Source organism: Terriglobus albidus (assembly GCF_008000815.1).
GTDB lineage: Bacteria > Acidobacteriota > Terriglobia > Terriglobales > Acidobacteriaceae > Terriglobus > Terriglobus albidus_A.
The window spans coordinates 1661650-1680880 of record NZ_CP042806.1; the positions used below are offsets into that span (position 1 = coordinate 1661650).

A 19231-nucleotide genomic window follows, 5' to 3' on the forward strand; every position below is an offset into this window, starting at 1 on the left:
TTTAATGAAACGTCTTAGAACGAGTTATTGCATCGGGTGACGCGTGGAGTCATCGTTGCTCGATGCTCCCGCGGGTGTTGCCTGGACCGTGAACGCGTTGGTCAGCTGGAAGCGGATGAGCGACTCAGTGGGGATCTGTACCTGCTGACCTTTGGTGATGGCGTTGACACCTGCGCCACCTGCGCCGCCGGCGGCTGCACCAATGGCAGCGCCCTTACCCCCGCCGAAGATACCGCCGAGGATGGCTCCAGCTGCTGCGCCGACACCGGCCTTGGTGGCGGTGTTCTTACCGCGTCCGGCGCCTTCTTTGCTGAAGGCTTCGGTGGAGACCGCGATACGCTCGCCACGGCGGGAGACGCTGGTCAGCTCAATGGAGAGCAGTGAGCTTCCCTTGAAGTGAGCCGCATCTTTCGCTTCCACAACGCGTCCGCTGACCGGAGTTCCCTGACGCAGCGCAACCCATCCATCGACGATGATGTCGTTGGAGATGACGCCCGTGAAGGAGTCACCCGTTTGAGTGGTCGCGGAGTCCAGACCCTGCGTGATGCGTACCGGAAGGAAAGTTCCGGCAGCAACCGTCACAGTCTTTGTCGTAGGCGCCGGCGGCGGCGGTGGTGGAGCCTGAACAACAGGTGCCGCAGCTTGTCTTACAGGGGCCGGTGCTGGTGCTGGGGCCGGAGCAGGCTGACGCTCGACGATGACGGGCTTCGGCTTCTTCTCGCGCTCGGGCCGTACCGGAGCGGGTTCAGGAGCGGCGGCAACCGGCGCCGGCGCTGGGGCCGGAGCCTGAACGTTCAGGTTGTTGATGACGGTCTTGACGCCGGGAATAGCAGCCGCGTCATTGGAGGCCAACGTTTTGGCAGCCGCATTGCTGACATTACCGCTCAGCGTGGCGACGCCGCCCGAGACGCCTACCTGAATCTGTTCCGCGCTCAGTGCGGAGTCGGAGGTGATCCTGCTCTGGATGGAGGAGGCCAGGCTGTTGTCATCCGGAGGAGCCGGAGCATCGGCCTTCTTGCATCCAGTTACAGCGATGGCCAGAACAAGCGCCAGGCCGGTGGTGCGAAGAGTGTGGTGGATATGTTCAAAATTCATGGAAATCCCTCTCCTTACGCGGGATGTGCGTCCTGATCTGCGATTTCCCGGCGAGCTCCGGGGAGTATGTGTCGTCACTCATCTTAGACGCCAAGTTTATCCCTGATGTTTCTGTCATAAGAAAGGGAATGTTATGGGTAAACCTCGCCGATGCGAGTAGCATCCTCATTAAGCAGGAGCTTTGTGCGCGATACAGGCGAGGTTTGCCGCCCGGAGGGGGATTTGCTACCATCCGATTCTCCGCAACTTGAAGGTTCCACACACGAATCTCGCTCAGGAAAGAGGGAAGCAAATGGCAGAGAATGATAACGGCTCGAACGGAATTGGCTGGTTTCTTGCAGGACTTGGCATCGGCGCGCTGATTGGTGTGCTGTACGCTCCAAAGTCCGGGAAAGAGACGCGTGAAGAGCTCGCGCTTTCCGCCAAGGAAGCCCGCGACAAGGCCAATCAATATGTGGAGCGCGGTAAGGAACAGTTGGATGAGTACATTGACCGCAGCCGCCAGTACTATGAGCGCGGCCGCAGTCAGTGGACCGAGTATGTGGAGAAGGGGAAAGACTTTCTGCACGAGCAGCAGGACAAGGTAGCTGCGGCTGTAGACGCGGGGAAGCAGGCGTATAGCCGGGCGGCCGTCGAAGAACCTTCCAACGACCACTCAGCGTAAACTCAGCTTGCATGGGGCTCCGCATCGAGGCGCGGAGCCCTGTCACTATTTCCGGAAAGAAAGCGCGGCCTACCCATGCTTACAGCAGCCATTCTTTGGCAGAGCCAACTGGCAACGGACCATTCCAACCTGCTTATCACTTTCATCGCGGTGGTTGCCGCGGCCGTCGTGCTGCAGGCTTTTGTGCTGATTGGGATGGCTGTAGGCGCCTATAAGACGCAGAAGCAGTTGCTCAGCATCGCCCAGGAGCTGCAGGCCAAGGCCTTCCCCATCATGGACAACATCACGCGCGTGGTAGATAAGGCTGCGCCGAAGGTGGACCGCATTACCGACAACCTCGTCGAGACGACCGACGTTCTACGCGACAAGGCACATGAGCTTGACATTGTTGTCTCTGAGGTTGCTGCACGTACACGTGCCCAGGTAGCCCGGGTTGATAACGCGGTAACCGACAGCCTCAATACCGTCGGCCGCGTGACCGCCGAGGTGCATCACGCCGTCATGGTGCCGGTGCGTCATATCTCCGGCGTGATCCATGGGATCAAGGCGGGATTGGAGACGTTGGTCGGACGCGCCAAGACGTGGAGAGATGCTGCCGCGTCGGTTGCGACGGGCGTGGGCGATACCGAAGATTAGGGCCGTATTGCACGGGAGCCCCACGGCTCCCACCCAGATTCGCGCAACGCGCGAATCTCCCACGCATGCTTCGCATGCACGGGGGACCCAATTCCGTGGCAGGCGTTTCAGCTTAGCGGATCCAGCCGCCGCCCACGACTTCGTCGTCCTGATAAAAAACTGCGGCCTGGCCGGGGGTGACGGCGCGTTGTGGTTCGTCGAAGATGACTTCCACTTCATCATCACTAACCCTCTGCAGAGTCGCCCATGCGGGTTCGTGGCGGTGGCGGATCTTTGCCTGCACACGCATCGGTTCGCCGAGTGAAGCGATGGAGATCCAGTTCAGATCGCCGACACGCATGGTGTGTGTCAGCAGCTCATCTTCCGTGCCGACGGTGACGCGGTGCGAATCTGGATCAATCTGCAGCACATAGAACGGATTCGGTTGATGTCCCTTCAGCCGCTGTTGTATGCCCTTGCGCTGACCAACGGTGAAGTGATGCACGCCCTCATGCGCTCCGACGACCTCTCCAGTGCTGGTGACCAGTTCGCCGGATGTGTCTGGAAGGGGCTGCTCCTGCTCTTCCAGATAGGCTTCCATGAACAGCTTGTAATCGCCTCCGGGGATGAAGCAGATCTCCTGCGAGTCCGGCTTCTTCGCGAGAGCGAGGGAATAGCCTTCGGCGAGCTGACGCACCTCGGGCTTGGTCATATGGCCCAGGGGGAAGAGTGTGCGCGAGAGCTGTTCCTGGGTAAGACCGAAGAGGAAGTAGGTCTGGTCCTTGGCCTTGTCCGCCGGCCGCTTGAGAATCCAGCGATCTCGCACCGGATCGTACTCGTTACGGGCGTAGTGACCGGTGGCAATGCGCTCGGCTCCGATGGAGCGGGCGGTCAGGAGCAACTGGTCGAACTTCAGGTGGTTGTTACACAGGGTGCAGGGAATGGGCGTGCGTCCATGCAGATACTCGCGGACAAAGGGCTGCACGACATCGCGCTCGAAGCGCGCCTCCTGGTTGACGACGTAGTACGGAATACCGATCTGCTCGGCCACGCGGCGAGCGTCGTAGACGTCATCGATCGAACAGCAGCGGCCTTGAACAGCCTCGGGCATGCCCTCGTGTCCTGAGAGACGGCGCTGATTCCATAACTGCAGGGTAAGGCCGATGACGGTGTGTCCATCGGCGCATAGCATCGCTGCGACGGTGGAGGAATCAACTCCTCCAGACATGGCGACGGCAATGGTCTCCTGCTGACTCATACTTCTCTATTTTCGCCGATTTTCGAGGGAAAATGTGAGCTTCTGTGGTTTCCTAACCCACCCTAACTCCGTGAGGGTGGGGGCACCCGGTACGATAAGTACCATCAGCCTTGGGCAGCGCCCCAAGGCTCCTAAGTTCCCAACCTGGGTGCCCCACCCTCGCAACGCCAGGGTGGGTTAGGAATACCTCAAATTCCTAATAACGAATTGGTCGATACGCTATACCGCGACTGCCGACTTCCATGCTGGAGAAAGCGCTCGGAGGCGGGAGACGACTTCCGGGATGATTGCCAGGACGGCGTCGATCTCGTCTTCGGTAGTCGTCCGCGAGAGCGAGAAGCGGATGCTGGCGCGGGAGCGTTCGGGCGAAAGTCCCATCGCCAGAAGAACATGCGAGGGATCGGTGGCGCCCGATTGGCAGGCTGAACCGCCACTGACAGCAATACCCTTCAGATCGAGGGCGATGACCAGGGCTTCGGCTTCAAGGTGCGCGAAGTACAGGTTGGTCGTATTGACGACACGGTCCGCACCTTCGCCATTGATCTCAGTCTGCGGAACTTCGGAGAGGATGCCAGCTTCAAGACGGTCGCGCAGGCGGGCAAGCTGTTGCGGGCCACCTGTCTGGAGATATTCCTGTGCAAGTTCGGCGGCCCTTCCCAGACCAACGATGCCCGGCAGGTTTTCGGTGCCGGCACGGCGCTGGCGCTCATGGCTTCCGCCGTAGAGCAACGGGCGTAGATGGAGGCCTCGGCGCACATACAGCGCGCCTGTTCCCTGGGGAGCGTACATCTTATGCCCAGAGATGGAGAGCAGATCGACGCCGAGATCCTTAGCGTTGATCTCAAGCTTGCCGGCGGCCTGGACAGCATCGGTGTGGAAGAGTGCTCCGCCTTCGTGAGCGATGGCCGCGAGCTCTTTGATCGGTTGTATGACACCCGTCTCGTTGTTCGCCAGCATGATGGAGACCAGGCGCGTATTCTGCCGCATGGCAGAGCGCAGGCTCTCAGGGGAGATGATGCCGGCGCGGTCAGGGCGCAGGACCGTGAGCTCGACGCCGCGTCGTTCCAGCTCTTCGGCGGCATTCAGAATGGCATGGTGTTCGACGGCGCTGGTGATCAGATGGTCGCCGCGCGCGATCTCACTGGCGGGCTGCAGTGCGCCAAAGAGAGCAAGGTTGTCGCTTTCCGTGCCTCCGCTGGTGAAGACCACCTCCGCCGGGCGGCAGTGCAGCAGTGCCGCCACAGATGCGCGCGCATGTTCCACCGCAGCTCGGGCCTGCTGTCCCGGCTGATGGATCGACGAGGCATTGCCAAAGCGCTGCGTGTAGAAGGGGAGCATTGCCTCCAGCACTTCGGGCAGCACCTGCGTGGTCGCGTTGGCATCCAGATAAATCCGGCGCATCACTCCATTCTAAGAGATGACGCCCTTCGATACGGATGCTAGCCTGATTGCGCGCAATACCCAAAGGAGAGGCAATGAAAAGTAAGATCTTGGCGATCGCGATGGCGGCGCTGTGCTCCACAACCATGTTCGGACAGGCGCCCCCGGCGGCACCTCAGGGCCCTGTAGAACCGGCAAAGGCGGCAGACTTCATGCTCTCCAACACGGAGAAGGATTTCATCGCGCTGATTGAGGCCATGCCGGCGGACAAGTACAGCTTTGCTCCCTCAGCAAGCCTCTTCAAGGCGCCCGAGTCAGTTGATTTCAAAGGAGTACGGACGTTCGCTCAGTTGGTAACCCATACCATCCAGGCAAATTACTTCTACTGGGCTCCGGTGCTGGGTGAAAAGCCCGATCAGGAAAAGCTCGCCACGATCGGCAAGCTGACCGAGAAGGATGCCATCGTAAAGGCAGCGAAGGAGTCGATGGAATACGGCCATAAGGCTGCTGCTTCGATTACGGCTGCGAATGCCTTTGAGGGAGCGGGCCGCGGTGCGGCGTCGACGAAGTTGATCAGCCTTGCAGGTGGCGTGATCCACATTCGCGATGAGTACGGACAGATGGTCGTGTGGGGTCGTATGGTCGGTGTAGCCCCTCCGGCAAGCAGCGGACGCCCTCCGGCGAATCCGGCGAATAAGTAGATTGTTTTGAGCATATGAGAGGGCACGGCGACCGCTGTGCCCTCTTTGCATTGCGGCGTATGTAGTCTGTCCAGGATGCTTTGGTGTTCCCCGCCCACCCTACCGTTGCGAGGGGCACCCCGGCTTGGCGAGCCATAGAGCGCACTGCTGGTGCTTATATTGTCCGGGTGCCCACTCTCACGGAGTTCGGGTGGGCAAGGAACGCCCAAAAATCCCAATTAACTTGCGACAAATATGTCGATACATCAGTAGGAGCGGTGCTTGAACGGATTGCGCAGGGAACAGGTCACAGATATGCCGGTGGTGTCGTACTTCAGTCTCAGGCTGCGGCTGTAGAAGCCGGAGATGATGACATTGCGATTCACGGGAATCTCGAGGATGGTATCGACGCCATTATCTTCTGCGAGACTGACACCAACTGCACGCTCTACCCATGCATGATTCACCCGCACGGGACGGTAGATCTTCTGGTCGCCGATCGGGAGATTTTCGTAGGCCGAGGCCGTGAAGGCACTGCGGAACGGTAAAAGAAACTGAGAGCCGGCCTGGAAGTGTGCAATGTGGCCGATGGTCGTGTAGGTCCGTTGAATCTCGCGATCGATCAGACTGGAAGTGTCGCCAATGCCGGTCTCGACAAAGGGAGCGACCCAATGGGTACTGTAGTCCACCCGGTGGTTGAAGTTGTACGTGACTTGACCGTTGCCGAGGCCGTAGCTGTCAGCTCCCGTAGGAAGGGACATGGTTGCCGAACCTGTATAGGTGAAGGCGCGGCCGAAGTCAGTGGTGTAACGCGCTGCGAGCGAGGTGTCTCCAACGAGGTGACGCAGCGTCTCGAGTTTGTAGGTCGTCGTGGAAATGATGGAAGGTTCGCTGGCGCTGCCTGGCGGCGGAGGAGCTGCGGTCGTGGTTGTGTTGGCGACGTAGCTGTGGATGCTGAAGAACGCCGGAACCGAAAGGTCTACGGACCAGTGACGATTGAAGCGATACGCCACGACCGGGGTCGTCATCTGGGTCCATCCAAGGACAGAGTTATGGATCGAGGAGGAGATGAGACTAAAACTCAGAACGTTGCGATCCTGGGGTTGGAACTGCTCCGGATCATAGCCTTCCCGTGCGACAGCCATTGCCAGTTCAGCAGCTACTGCATCATCAAGAGCATCATCTGCCGTCGAGCTGGAATTAGTGAGGGAGGAACTGACAGCCGTTGAGGCAGGAACCTGCGCCGATAGGCTCTGTGCGCGTGCGACAGAGACAAGGCCGATGGGCAACAGGCAAAGACCCGCAATCGTTCGAACGACGTGCAAATAGGTACTCCAGGGGGACCTAGAGGAAGGCTACCCCGGGGCTGCGGGGAATGGCAACGAAAATCGCGGAGGAGATTTCCTCCGGCTGGTTAGAGCATTTTCCCTGTTACTGGGTATCCCGGAAGCGGAGTGGAGATGCGTTTTCATCGCGGAAAACGCCCATAGATGCGGAAGCCCCACACTACACCTACAGGGAAAATGCTTTAGCGCTGTTCGATCGGTGTATACGGCGCCGGATACTCCGGCCCGATGACGGTTACCGCTGGTCAATCGGTATGTACGTTGCAGGATACTCCGGCCCGATGTAGTCGGCGCGCGGCCGGATCAGACGGTTATCGTCATGCTGCTCAATGACATGCGCTGCCCATCCGGAGATGCGGGAGATGGCAAAGATCGGCGTGAACAGGTCGATGTCGATGCCCAGCATGGTGTAGGTCGAGGCGGAGTAGAAGTCGACGTTGGCGTTGAGCTTCTTCTCGTTCTTGATGAAGAGCTCGATCTCGCGAGACATGCCGTACCACTTGCTGCCGGTGGACTTGGAGAGCTCCTCGCTCATCTTGCGAAGGTGGGTGGCGCGGGGATCTTCCGTCTTATAGACGCGGTGGCCAAAGCCGGAGATCTTCTCCTTACGCGCGAGCATGTCTTTGACGTACTGAACGGGATCGGCGCCGGCCTTGTCGATGGCGTAGAGCAAGCGCATGGTGGCCTCGTTAGCTCCGCCATGCAGAGGGCCCTTCAGGGCGCCGATGGCGCCAGTGATGGCAGAGTGCATGTCAGCGAGGGTAGCGGCGATGACGCGGGCGGCGAAGGTGGAGGCGTTGAGCTCGTGGTCGGCGTGGAGGATCAGGGCTACGTCGAAGGTGCGGATTGCGGTCTCGGTCGGTTTCTCGCCATTCAGCATCCACAGGAAGTTTGCGGCATGCGAGAGCGATTTATCGGCCTCGACCACAGGTTTTCCTTTTCGAATGCGATCGAACGCCGCAACAATCATCGCGATCTGCGCGGTGAGACGGAAGGCCTTGATGACGTTGGCGTCGTGCATCACGCTCTTCTCATCGGGGTCATTGCCTTCGGGATACATGGAAAGCAGACTGACGGCGGTGCGCAGCACCTCCATCGGAGTTGCATCCTTCGGGACGGTCTTCAGGAACTCGATGACAGCCGGAGGCAGGCTGCGTGCCTCGGCGAGACTCTTCGCAAAGTCAGCCAGCTCACTCTTCGAGGGCAGCTTGCCAAACCAGAGAAGATAAGTGACCTCTTCGAAGGTGGACTTCGGAGCCAGCTCATGAATATCGATTCCCCGGTAGGACAGAACGCCCGCGTCGCCGTCGATCCAGCAGATGCCAGAGTTCGCGGCAATAATGCCTTCCAGGCCTTTGGGTGCGGCGGTCATCGTGGTCATGCTGAACTCTACTCCCGTGAGGAAACGTAAATTTAGTACTAACGGTTATAGCGCAGCGCCGCGAGGATTGTCATGACGGTTGTGCGAATACCGGCCCAAATGTGCGATTTACGGCGTAGGCTTGCATGTCGACCGGAAGGGGCTCTCCGGACAGTTGCAGACCGATGGCGCGGGCGGTTGCGGCAGCGAGCTGGATCCCATTGCGATAGTGGCCTGTGGCGGCGTAGAGGCCTTCTTCGATAGCGCCGATCAGCGGCATGCCGTCGTGGGTCGCCGGCCGAAGACCGGCCCATGTTTCGACGATGGGCGCCTGCGCTGCCGGTGGAAACAGTTTCACGGCGCGGGCTTTCAGGGCAGCGATGTCGGCGCTGTGTACGGTCTTGTCGTAGCCCGCATCTTCGATGGTGGCGCCGATGACCACACGTCCGTCGCCTCGTGGAATCAGGTAGATCTCCGGTGTGCGCACGACGGTATCGAGCGGTGCATCCATCTCGACGGCCATCATCTGGCCTTTGCGGGGGAAGACGGGAAGATTGCCCGGCCCGGCCCAGCTCCCGGTGCAGAGGACGACGCGGTAGGCGAGGATGTCGCCGCTGCCGCTCTGCAGCCGCCATCCGGCGCCGTCGCGCGCGAGCGTGTCGATCGCGCAGTGGGATCGTATTGAGACGTCTGTATTGGCGCATGCAGCTTGGAGAGCTGCGCCGAGGTCGCGCGGATCGAGTGAACCTTCCACTTGGAGTGCCCAGGCGTGTCCCTCGGGAGAGAGGCCGATCTCTTTCAGCGTATTAAGGGCCTCCAGGGAGGAGCTGCCTTCGTGGGAGCCCTGCAGGGCACGATGGGTGCGGATGGGAACGCTCAGAGCACTTTGTTGTTCGATGCGCGCAAGGAACTCGGGATAGAGCTCGCGCGACCAGGCGGAGAGCGGCCACAGAGGAGCGGGGTTTTCCGGGTCGTCAACGGCGAGCATACCGCCGGCAGCCCAGCTCGCCTCCCTGACCGGATCGCTTTTGTCGGCGACAGCGACTGAAAGCCCGCGGCTGCGAAGCTCCAGCGCGACGGCCAGCCCAATGACTCCTGCTCCTACGACGGCTACATCTACCTGCTGCATACGGTCATTGTAGAAACTCGTCTATCTCAGCGGGCGGGGCAAGGCTATACTTTGCCCCAAGGCTAAGGAGAACTTAGGACGCATATGAGTGAAGAAATTGAACAGAGGCAGATGTCCGGAGCTTTTATTGCGGTGGTCTTCATCGCCTTGGCGCTGGGGATCGCCTCGCTGATCTGGTGCTACGGGCTGCAGAACCACCTCGGCGAGGCGGAGAAGAATCTGGCCGCGGCCAAAGCAGCGAACGCTGATCTGAACGACAAGCTCACGGCGACGAATGCACGCCTGAAAGCCGCCACGGAGACTCTGGGAGCCAGCGTCGGTTTGACGCAGCGACAGCTTGAGCAGCGCGCGCAGAGCATTCTGGCGGCGCAGAAGGCTGCCGACGCGAAGCTGATCGCCGCACAGGAGGCGACGGACAAGCAGGTAAGCGCGGTATCGAGCGAAGTAAGCGGTGTGAAGACGGATGTGGGCGGCGTGAAGACAGATGTCGCCAGCACCAAAGCCGATCTGGACACCACCAAAAGCCAGCTGCAGCGCGTTGTCGGCGACGCCGGCGTGATGAGCGGACTGATTGCGAAGAACCACGACGAGCTGGAGATTCTGAAGCACAAGGGTGACCGCAGCTATTTCGAGTTCACGCTGCAGAAGGGCGGCCAGCCGACACTGCTGTCGACCATCAAGGTGCAGCTGAAGAAGGTCGACCAGAAGAAGGGCAAGTACACGATGGTGATCTCGTCCGATGACCGCAATATCGAAAAGAAGGACAAGACGATCATGGAGCCGGTGCAGTTCTACTCCGGCAAGAGTCCGGCATTGTTTGAGATTGTGGTGAACAGTGTGGCGAAGAACCAGATCAGCGGGTATCTGTCGACGCCGAAGAGCTAGATGGATGTAGTTTGAGTCGGCGGAGTTTCGAAGGCAACCGTCTGGTATCAGCGGGCTTCAGCCCGCTGATACCGACCTTGCAAAAGAAGGGCTTTTAGCCCTGGGCTGTTTCTGTTCAGCAGAACAAAAGCCCAGGGCTAAAGCCCATTTCTTTATGGATCGTTATACCTTGGGCTGAAGCCCAAGGCTCCCACCGTATTCGAGTTGTATGGCTACTTCAGCTCGGCCACGATGGGGTCGTAGTGGTAGGGCGCGATCTTGACTGCGGCGTGCTTGCTCTGATCCCAGGTCTGCTGGGTGGCATCGCGGAAGCCGAGGAGGACCAGGCCCTCCTTGTCGCTCATGCCGGGGACTTCGGTCTCGCGCAGCAGTAGAGGCTTGCCGTCAGCGGCTTCTTTCACCTTCGGGAAGGCCGTGAAGGTGGCCGGGACATCGTCCTTTTCGACGGCGCTTGTCAGTAGCTCTGACCCATCGGGCATGGTGAGTGCTCCGGTGAGGTCTTTCACAAAGACCGGAGTGTTGAGGTTGTTGTGCACCTTCACCATCGCCAGGACGTAGAGGGTGTTTTCGTTGGTGTCGGTCTTGCCGAGCAGCTTCAGTGTCCCCACGTCGTTGGAGTAGGTAACGGTCGTCGGCACTGCGGCGACGTGGGTCACGCTCACTTTTGCCGGTGCATGCGGGCTGCGGACATAGATCCCGATGCCGACCGCGGCAAGAACCACGAAGGCAATGGCGATGGGCCACAGAAAGTGACGGAAAGGTCGGTGGGTCTGGTGAAACTTAATTTCGTGCATCGTTCCTCACGGCCTGGGTCGTAACGCCGCAAGAAACTCCTCCGGCGAGTAGGTATTGATTACGTCGGCCGGTGTAAGCCAGGCGCGGCGCAGTTGGGTGATGCCAAAGGGCATCTGTTCGAAATCGGAGACAGCGTGCGCATCTGTATTGACGGAGATGCGGCAGCCAAGTTCCTTCGCAAGGCGCAGATTGCGGTCACTGAGATCGAGGCGAGGCATGCCGGCGTTGTGCTCCACCATGACGCCGAGCTCGGCGCAGCGCCGCAGCACGCGCTCCAGATCGAAGGTATAGGCTTCGCGCGCCATCACCTTGCGTCCGGTCGGATGTCCGAGAATGCGCAGATACGGATTTTCGACGGCACGCAGGATGCGGGCCGTCATCTCCTCATACGGCTGATTGAAGAGCGTGTGGACAGAGCCGATGACGACATCCATCTGTGCCAGCGTGCTGTCTTCCAGATCGAGCGCGCCGTCGCCGAGAATATCGACCTCGATGCCGGCGAAGACACGGATGCGGCCTTCCAACTCGCGGTCAACCTCGCGGATGGCGGCGATATGTTCCAGTGCCCGCGCATCGTCAAGGCCGTTGGTCATGGCGAGGTTCTTGGTGTGGTCGGTGATGGCGAGGAACTTGTAGCCCTTGGCGAGGGCGCCTTCGGCCATCTCGCGGATGGTCTGCCGGCCGTCGCTGGCGATGGTATGGGAGTGCACATCGCCGCGAATATCGGCGAGTTCGATCAGACGGGGAAGGGTGTGAGCCTGGGCGGCTTCGATCTCGCCGTTGTTCTCGCGCAGTTCGGGTGGAATGTAGTCGAGGCCGAGGGCGTTGTAGATCTCCTGCTCGGTGGCCGAGGCAACGATCGAGCTGTCGTCCATGCGGGCAAGTGCGTATTCGCTGAGGGTGTAACCCATCTTGATGGCCCGCTGGCGAAGTGCGACGTTGTGCATCTTGGAGCCGGTAAAGTATTGCAGTGCGGCGCCGTAACTGCTTTTGGGGAGCATCCGCACATCCACCTGCAGGCCGTTGCGCATGTTGAAGCTCACCTTGTTCTGGCCTTTTGCAATGAGGTTCGCAATCAGCGGGAGAGCGGCGACGTGATCGACGACCGCGGCGACGCAGTCGGGTTCACAGGCAGGCCCCGTGACAAGGAGATCGAGGTCGCCGACGGTCTCGCGGCCGCGGCGCAGCGAGCCGGCCGGGGTGACGGTGTCGATGCCGGGAAACTCGCGGATGAGCGCGGCGATGCGCTCCGCGGTGGCAGTGGCATCGTCGATGCGGTAGCGACCGGTGTTCTTGCGGAAGTCCTCAATGCCCTTGAGGATCTTGTCGACCTGCTTCTGCCCAAAGCGCGGCAGATCATTTAGCTTGCCTTCTTTGGCGGCGGTCTCCAGGCTGTCGATATCGGCGACGCCAAGGGCGCTCCAGATGAGGGCGACGGTCTTCGGACCCATGCCGGGGAGCTTCAGCAGCTCAAGCATGGTGGACCGGTACTTGGCCAGCAGCTCCTCCCGCAGGGGCATGGAGCCGGACTTAACCAGGTCGACAATGTTCGACGCCATACTTTTGCCGATGCCGGCAATGGCAAGCAGTTGTTTCGGTTCGTCGACGAGCGTGGCGAGCTGCGTGGTCTGCTGCTCGACGGCTTCAGCGGCGCGGCGATAGCTGCGAATGCGGAATGGGTCGGCAGCGTCGATCTCTAGTAGATCGGCGGTCTCATCCAACAGGCGGGCGATTGTGACGTTTTCCATGAATCAAAAGCGGACAAGGCTTGGACAAAGCCCTGTCCGCTAGTATGCACCGTGCGGTACAGCTATGAGAAAACTCTGCTCGTCGGCTAGGACGCTTCTTTTAGCCGTGTGACCTGGTCGGCCTGGGGGCCTTTCTGGCCTTCAATAATGTCGAACTCGACCTCGTCGCCCTCTTTGAGGCTCTTATAACCTTCAAGCTGAATCGAGCTGTAGTGGACAAACACGTCCGGGCCATCGTCCCGGCCCAGGAACCCGTAGCCCTTCGCGTTATTGAACCACTTCACTTTGCCCTTGTAATGTGCCACGTTCGTCGAACCTCGCGGGAGGGAAGTCTGCTCGGGAACGAATGAACCCGCGCGTGATCGGTATGACGCGGATGAGGGGCAGGAAGGTTTTCTGAGGGAATACAACGGGCGGGAAGTGGCCTTCCCGCCTGAGAGTGGATTGATGTCTAGGCTTTGCCGGTGCGCCGCAGCGCTTCGTAGATGGAGATGCCGATGATGGTCTTTCCGTCGTGAATCTGGCCTTCATTGCGCATCTTCAACAATTCAGACAGACGGATGCGAAGGATTTCGATCTTCTCATCGTCTTCGGGCTGGGCCTCACCGTCGGTCAGATTGGTGGCGAGGTAGATCTCCATCCACTCACCCAGGAAACCTGGGCTGGCGTAGTAGCGGACCAGCTTCTTCCAGGTACGGGCACGGTAGCCGGTCTCCTCGATCATCTCGCGTTTCGCGGCGGCCAAGGGCTTCTCGTCAGCTTCACGCCGGCCGGCGGGGAGCTCCAGCAGGAACTGTTGCGCCGCCTGACGATACTGCCGCTCCATGATGATGTAGGGATCACGCTTTGATTGGCGGTCGTCGACGGCGAGAATGACGACCGATCCGTTGTGACGGATGATCTCCCGGTTGGAGACGATGCCGCCCGGCTCCTCTACGGTTTCAGACCATACCTTGAAGAGCGGACCATCGTACGCCAGCTTCTGTTCGAGGAGTTTTGCCTTGCCGGAACGTCGCGCCGGAGCCTTTTTCGCGGGTGTTCGTTTCGCGGATGTTTTGGTCGCCATAAAACTAAACCTAACACTCTGCATCGCCGGGGCGGGCTGATGAATCTAACCGTGCAACGCGAATTTATGACGCACCAGCTGACAAAACTCGTACGGCGAACGTCTCTTCTTTACTGTGAAAGTTTGGAAAACGGATCGTGTCGGTATGCGAGACTCATCTGTGTGCCTCTGCACGAGTAATCTCCATGCGGTCTGAGTGTTACCCCATCACGGTGCTGCCCGGCGTCTCGCGTCTGTTTCGCGAGTATCTTGCCCATTGGGACAATCCCATTCTTGCTGAGAGCTTCGGCGGCCATCCGGCCGATACGGCCTGGCGCGATAAGGCGCCCGAGCTGACACCGGAGCATCGCGCCCGCCTGGTCTCGCTGCTGGAGTCCCAGAACCCCGATCCTTCACCGGCAGCCCGCAGGCACCTGGAGATGCTGCGTGACGGCGCTGGTGTGGTTGTGAGCGGGCAGCAGGTCGGCATCCTCGGTGGACCGCTGTACACGCTCTTCAAGGCGGCGACCGCGGTTCGCAGGGCAAAGGAAGCGACTGAGGCCGGAGTCCCGCATGTGCCGATCTTCTGGCCGGCGACCGAGGATCACGACCTCGACGAAGTTAATCAAGTTCTGTTGCTGACCAAGAATTCGGCTGAAACACTGCGGCTGAAGAGCCTGGTCCATCGCAATACCGCTGTCGGCGGTGTAGTGCTGCCGGAAGAGATTACGGAACTGGTAGAGCAGGCAACGGAGCTGCTTGCCTGGGCTCCGATTACAGAGACCTTGAAGCGTCACTACGCTCCTGGCAAGACACTGGCCGAGGCGTTCACTGGGCTGTTACGCGAGATCTTTGCGGCCGAGGGGCTGCTGACGATCGATGCCGCCGAGCGCGGCTACCATGAGTTGGGCTCTCCCGTGCTGCTGGCGGCGATCGAACAGGCCGAGGAGTTGGAGGCTGCAGTCCGCGCACGTTCTCAGGCACTGGTCGATGCTGGCTACCACGCACAAGTCCTGTTGCCGGAACAAGGCAGCCTGCTCTTCCTCTTTGATGAGCAGACGGGCGAACGCCATGCGCTGCGTCATAAGGATGGCGCATGGAAGGCCGGTCATGTCTCCTACACGACCGAAGAGCTGAAGGCGTTGCTGTTGGCATCTCCGGAGCGGTTCAGCCCCAACGCATTGTTGCGTCCAGTCTTTCAGGATCAGATTCTGCCGACGTCAGCCTATATTGGCGGGCCGGCGGAGATCGCCTACTTTGCACAGTCAGGCGTGTTGTATGACACCATCCTGGGGCGTCGCACGACGGTCCTTCCGCGTATGTCCGCCACGCTGGTGGAGCCGGCGATTGCCAAGGTGATGGATCAGCATGAGCTCGGGCTGAAGGAAGCATTCTCGTCGGCAGACGATCTGGCGCTTCGCCTGGGTGCGCGAGCTATGCCGGTCGAAGGCAAGAAAAGGCTGCAGGCCGCAGGCAATGCGTTGGACCGCGAGCTGGATGCGCTGCTGGGATGGATGCAGTCGGTCGATGGTGAATTGGCCAGGTCTGGTGAGGTCTCCGCTTCGAAGATGCGCTACCAGATGAATCGGCTGCGCCGTATGTCTGCACGCTTTGAACAGGAAAAGAACGCTTCGCTGCGCAAGCATGCGGATGCCGTGACGCTGAACCTCTTCCCGGAAGGTCACGTGCAGGAGCGCGCTGTCGCCGGTACCTGGTTCCTCGCCCGCACAGGCGACGACTTCCCGGCCGAAATCGTCAGCCATGCCGGGCAGGAGTGTAGCGGCCACAAGGCGATCTTTCTTTAGTTGCTGGTTGGCCCCAGCACGAAATGGAAGATCCGGCTCGGTCCGTCTTCAGGCACGAGATAGAGATCGTTCCCCTTCAGTGCCATGCCCTCGCCGGAGTATGGTTTCCCCCGGTCTGTTGTGCCTGTCGCCACACTGCGTAGTAGTTGCATCGAGGGCCACGCGTACCAGTCGACGGCTCCGGTCGTCTTCGTCAGGTTTCCTCCGCCAACCAGCTTTCCATCCACAAACTTGATGTCCTGATATTGGTTATTCGAGGCAACATCGATCACGCGAAGCTGCCGTCCGTCCATAGCGAGAACATACAACTGACGGCTTCCCCAGTTGCCCGCGATCAGGCTGTCGCCGGTTACGGCGACGCAACCGATGTGATCGGCGACAGAGAGCTTTCGCTTCACCGCAAGCGTGCGCTTGTCGAGCTCTACCAGTATCGCCGTGCTGTGCGGCTTGTACTCCGCAACCGGCACCCAGATGGAGTCGCCCGCGATGGAAAATCCTCCCGGGTGAAACCGGGGGCCGTCGGTCACCTCGACCTGCCGTTCAAAGCGGCCAGTCTTGCGGCTGAACTGATGCAGATATCCCTTCTTCTGCGTAATGTCGACCGAGGTCACCCAGATGTGCTCCGCATCGAGATCGACGCCCTGCACATGGAAGAGCGTGCCGTCGAGAGGCAACGTCTCCATCAGCCGGGCGTTCTCCACGCCCTGGACAGAAGGTGTGGACTGCGCAAAGACAGGCACAGCAAAAACCAAACTCAAAATCAGACAACCAGTTGCTCGCAACATGTCTCTCCTATCACACGAGCTATCCGCTTCTTCCACGCCGATAGCCTGCGACAGAATAACCCGCGGATCATCTTCGGAAGATTGCACGGTGATCACCAGCACACCAAGTGGGCCTTTGGCCCTCTACAATCAGCCTGAGTGAAGAAGATTGCCATCATCGGCGGAGGCATCTCCGGCCTCACCGCTGCTTACCGCCTGCATCGTCTCGGCGTGGACTGTACTCTCTTCGAGGCAGGGACGCGTCTCGGCGGTATCGTCGAGACTCATCGCGAAGACGGCTTTGTGATCGAGTGCGGTCCCGACTCATGGGTTGCTGAGAAACCCTGGGCGCGCGAGCTCGCCATCGAACTCGGTCTCGGCGACGAGATTATTCCTTCCAACGACCACAACCGGCGCACTTATGTCTTGCAGCAGGGAACGCTCGTTCCCATGCCCGAACACATGCGCATGATTGTGCCGCAGGGGCAGGCGGGCATAGACTCGCTGCTAAGTTCTTCTCTCTTTTCCGAAGAGGCCAAACGTGCCTATCTGCAGGAGCCCACGCGGGCCGCGGAGCTGAAGGAGTATGCGATAGCCCACGCGGGCGAAGACGAGTCTGTTGCCGCTTTCGTCGCTCGGCACTTCGGCCAGGAGGTCGCCGAAAAACTTGCCGCGCCTCTGCTCTCCGGAGTCTTCGGAGGCAGCATTCATAAGCTCTCCGTCCATGCTGTCATGGCTCCCTTCGTCGCCCTCGAACGCGAGTACGGTTCTTTGATCGCCGGGCTGGCAGCGCGCCAACGTAGCGGCGCCTCACTCTTCGCATCGCTGCGCGGCGGACTTGGTGGGCTTATAGAACGCATGAGTGCTGCTCTGCCGCCGGCATCTCTCCGCTTACACGAAGCAGTGACAGCTCTGACACACACTGGGAATGGGTGGAAGGTGCAGGCCGGGCATGGCCAGGCATCTTTTGACACGGTGCTGCTCGCAACTCCGCCGCAGCAGACCTCCGCTCTGCTGACATCGCTATTGCCCGGCGCCGCGGAGCTTCTTCCTCGTGACTCCAGTTCGGCCATCATCATCGCGCTCGCCTTCCGCGAACACTTCCCGTTGCCTTCGGGTTTCGGCTTCCTGGTGCCAGAGGGTTCCAGCGAGAGCCGCTTGCTTGCAGCCACCTTTGTCGACCAGAAGTTTGCCCATCGTGCGCCGGATCAGGGTCGCGTATTGCGCGCCTTCTTCGCCGACGAAGACCTGATGGATCTGCCCGACTCTGTCCTTGTCCGTCTGGGGATGAATGAGCTCACCAATATCCTTGGTCATCCGTTGCCGGAGCCGGCCATCAGCCTCGTCCGGCGCTGGCCCGCATCGCTGCCGCAGTATGAGGTCGGGCATCGCGAACGCGTCGCTGCTCTGGAAGAGCAAGTCGCCTCGCTGAGCGGGTTACGGCTGCTGGGTAACGCGTATCACGGTGTGGGCCTGCCTGATCTAGTGCGCCAAGCAAATGAGGCTGCCCAATGGGCAGCCTCGATGTAAGGAGAGAAGCTCCGGTTTAGCGGAGGTCGAACTTCAGAACCATCGGGAACTCGTAGCTCTGGCCGTTCAGCTTACCGGCCTGGTAGCGCAGCTTGGAGACGGCGTCCGAAACCTTCGCGGCAGCGGCCTCGTTCGTGCCCTCGACCACGATGTTCTGCGGTACACCCTGGGCGTCGACGTTGAACTTAGCAACCACAGGCTGGGCGGAGGTCAGGCCGACGAAGACCGCGCGGTCGATGTCAGTGATGCGCTTGGGGGCGATGATTCCGGTGAAGGTCGATACCTTCGGAGCCACAGCCGCGGCAGCGGCCATCATCTTCGGCGCCTCGGCACGAACCGGGCTCTGCTGGGCGTGCATCAGGGTGGGAAGAACGAACAGGCTTGCTGCGATCAGTTTGCGCATCTTGTCTCCTTTGACAGGGTTATGAGTTCAGAGAGTGAGTGGGTGGCAGAAACTCGCGTTACTTGAGGTTCAGCGAGAGAGCAACGGGGTAAGCAATCTTTTCGCCGTGCAGCGAGCCCGGCGTGTAGCGCAGAGCAGAGACGGCCTTGATGATGCGGGCATCGACCGAGGGGCTGATCGAGCGGTCCAACATGATGTCCTGCGGAACTCCGTTGGTGTCGACCGTGAAGTGCGCGGTCACCAGACCGGCAGCGCCTGCTGCGATATTGGAAGCATCAAGCTGGCTCTGACGAACTGGAGGAACCAGGGCGATGGCGGCGTTGACCGGCTTGGCCACGCCCGTCGCACTGGCAATTGCGGCAGGAGCGATAGCACGGGCCAGGAAACCGTCCGTGATCGGCATCAACTGAGCGTTGGCGGCTACGGATACGAGGGCGATGCTGGCTGCGAGAAACTTCTTCATGGCTATCTCCTGGCAAAAGGTTGTTAGTTGCCAAAACCACTATGAGATATATCGATCATGATTGTCAACTTATTTCTCGAAAATAATTTGAGACGCTTCATGCCAACGAAAAATCAATGACTTACGGCATGCGTTCGAAGAGAGTGAAAGTCAGGCTTGCGAAGAAATTTCTGAGAGCGCGCGATCTTTCGATGGAAGGTCCGACCACGCACTTCCCGTAAGCCGCTACAAGCCGCGGGAGACGTCGTCCGCAAAAAAACAAGGGC

General features: G+C 60.0%; 19 protein-coding genes. 6 read left to right on the plus strand and 13 right to left on the minus strand.

Annotated elements, in window-relative coordinates; genetic code table 11:
• Positions 1-24: 24 nt before the first annotated feature.
• Entirely contained in the window at positions 25-1095 is a 1071-nt protein-coding gene (locus tag FTW19_RS06630) for a BON domain-containing protein (protein WP_147646886.1), read from the minus strand.
• Positions 1096-1387: 292 nt separating this feature from the next.
• Between FTW19_RS06630 and FTW19_RS06635 the strand changes: the two genes are divergently transcribed.
• Both FTW19_RS06635 and FTW19_RS06640 read left to right on the plus strand, forming a co-directional pair.
• Positions 1388-1759 carry a YtxH domain-containing protein gene (locus tag FTW19_RS06635; protein WP_147646887.1) on the plus strand — a complete coding sequence of 124 codons (372 nt, stop codon included), beginning with the start codon at positions 1388-1390 and terminating at the stop codon, positions 1757-1759.
• Positions 1760-1834: 75 nt separating this feature from the next.
• Entirely contained in the window at positions 1835-2395 is a 561-nt protein-coding gene (locus FTW19_RS06640; protein ID WP_147646888.1) for a hypothetical protein, read from the plus strand.
• Between the two features lie 112 nt (positions 2396-2507).
• On the opposite strand, the gene mnmA is transcribed toward FTW19_RS06640, so the two are convergent.
• Together mnmA and FTW19_RS06650 are read right to left on the minus strand one after the other, a co-directional pair.
• Entirely contained in the window at positions 2508-3632 is a 1125-nt protein-coding gene (gene mnmA / locus FTW19_RS06645) for a tRNA 2-thiouridine(34) synthase MnmA (protein WP_147646889.1), read from the minus strand.
• A 219-nt stretch (positions 3633-3851) separates the two neighbouring features.
• Entirely contained in the window at positions 3852-5033 is a 1182-nt protein-coding gene (locus FTW19_RS06650; RefSeq protein ID WP_147646890.1) for a cysteine desulfurase family protein, read from the minus strand.
• Positions 5034-5107: 74 nt separating this feature from the next.
• On the opposite strand from FTW19_RS06650, the gene FTW19_RS06655 reads away from it, so the two are divergent.
• On the plus strand, positions 5108-5713 hold the full coding sequence (locus tag FTW19_RS06655) for a DinB family protein (protein WP_147646891.1): 606 nt from the start codon (positions 5108-5110) through the stop codon (positions 5711-5713).
• A 245-nt stretch (positions 5714-5958) separates the two neighbouring features.
• Here FTW19_RS06655 and FTW19_RS06660 read toward each other — a convergent pair whose 3' ends face one another.
• The 3 genes from FTW19_RS06660 to FTW19_RS06670 all read right to left on the minus strand — a co-directional run bounded on the left by FTW19_RS06660 (position 5959) and on the right by FTW19_RS06670 (position 9527).
• Entirely contained in the window at positions 5959-7017 is a 1059-nt protein-coding gene (locus tag FTW19_RS06660) for a hypothetical protein (protein ID WP_147646892.1), read from the minus strand.
• A gap of 256 nt (positions 7018-7273) precedes the next feature.
• The gene (locus FTW19_RS06665) at positions 7274-8419 is read right to left on the minus strand and encodes a citrate synthase (RefSeq protein WP_147646893.1); all 1146 of its coding nucleotides are present in this window, start codon (positions 8417-8419) and stop codon (positions 7274-7276) included.
• Positions 8420-8489: 70 nt separating this feature from the next.
• Complete coding sequence (locus FTW19_RS06670) at positions 8490-9527, minus strand: FAD-dependent oxidoreductase (protein ID WP_147646894.1); 1038 nt, start codon at positions 9525-9527, stop codon at positions 8490-8492.
• Positions 9528-9611: 84 nt separating this feature from the next.
• On the opposite strand from FTW19_RS06670, the gene FTW19_RS06675 reads away from it, so the two are divergent.
• The gene (locus FTW19_RS06675) at positions 9612-10412 is read left to right on the plus strand and encodes a hypothetical protein (protein WP_147646895.1); all 801 of its coding nucleotides are present in this window, start codon (positions 9612-9614) and stop codon (positions 10410-10412) included.
• 212 nt (positions 10413-10624) lie between these two features.
• On the opposite strand, the gene FTW19_RS06680 is transcribed toward FTW19_RS06675, so the two are convergent.
• The 4 genes from FTW19_RS06680 to FTW19_RS06695 all read right to left on the minus strand — a co-directional run bounded on the left by FTW19_RS06680 (position 10625) and on the right by FTW19_RS06695 (position 14021).
• Positions 10625-11206, minus strand: coding sequence for a hypothetical protein (locus FTW19_RS06680; protein ID WP_147646896.1), 582 nt, complete (start codon positions 11204-11206; stop codon positions 10625-10627).
• Positions 11207-11212: 6 nt separating this feature from the next.
• A complete protein-coding gene (polX, locus tag FTW19_RS06685) occupies positions 11213-12955 on the minus strand; it encodes a DNA polymerase/3'-5' exonuclease PolX (RefSeq protein WP_147646897.1) in 1743 nt (580 codons plus the stop codon).
• A gap of 86 nt (positions 12956-13041) precedes the next feature.
• The gene (locus FTW19_RS06690) at positions 13042-13260 is read right to left on the minus strand and encodes a cold shock domain-containing protein (RefSeq protein ID WP_147646898.1); all 219 of its coding nucleotides are present in this window, start codon (positions 13258-13260) and stop codon (positions 13042-13044) included.
• A 146-nt stretch (positions 13261-13406) separates the two neighbouring features.
• Positions 13407-14021, minus strand: a complete 615-nt coding sequence (locus FTW19_RS06695) for an NUDIX hydrolase (protein WP_147646899.1) — start codon at positions 14019-14021, stop codon at positions 13407-13409.
• Positions 14022-14206: 185 nt separating this feature from the next.
• On the opposite strand from FTW19_RS06695, the gene bshC reads away from it, so the two are divergent.
• Positions 14207-15805, plus strand: coding sequence for a bacillithiol biosynthesis cysteine-adding enzyme BshC (gene bshC / locus FTW19_RS06700; RefSeq protein ID WP_147646900.1), 1599 nt, complete (start codon positions 14207-14209; stop codon positions 15803-15805).
• Here bshC and FTW19_RS06705 read toward each other — a convergent pair.
• Positions 15802-16590 carry a DUF6454 family protein gene (locus tag FTW19_RS06705; protein WP_147646901.1) on the minus strand — a complete coding sequence of 263 codons (789 nt, stop codon included), beginning with the start codon at positions 16588-16590 and terminating at the stop codon, positions 15802-15804. The two genes, bshC and FTW19_RS06705, sit on opposite strands and share 4 nt — an antisense overlap.
• A gap of 138 nt (positions 16591-16728) precedes the next feature.
• Here FTW19_RS06705 and hemG point away from each other — a divergent pair, with 138 nt between their 5' ends.
• The gene (gene hemG, locus FTW19_RS06710) at positions 16729-18099 is read left to right on the plus strand and encodes a protoporphyrinogen oxidase (RefSeq protein WP_147646902.1); all 1371 of its coding nucleotides are present in this window, start codon (positions 16729-16731) and stop codon (positions 18097-18099) included.
• Between the two features lie 16 nt (positions 18100-18115).
• On the opposite strand, the gene FTW19_RS06715 is transcribed toward hemG, so the two are convergent.
• Together FTW19_RS06715 and FTW19_RS06720 are read right to left on the minus strand one after the other, a co-directional pair.
• Positions 18116-18502, minus strand: a complete 387-nt coding sequence (locus tag FTW19_RS06715; protein ID WP_147646903.1) for a hypothetical protein — start codon at positions 18500-18502, stop codon at positions 18116-18118.
• A 58-nt stretch (positions 18503-18560) separates the two neighbouring features.
• Entirely contained in the window at positions 18561-18965 is a 405-nt protein-coding gene (locus FTW19_RS06720) for an energy transducer TonB (protein WP_147646904.1), read from the minus strand.
• Positions 18966-19231: the final 266 nt, after the last annotated feature.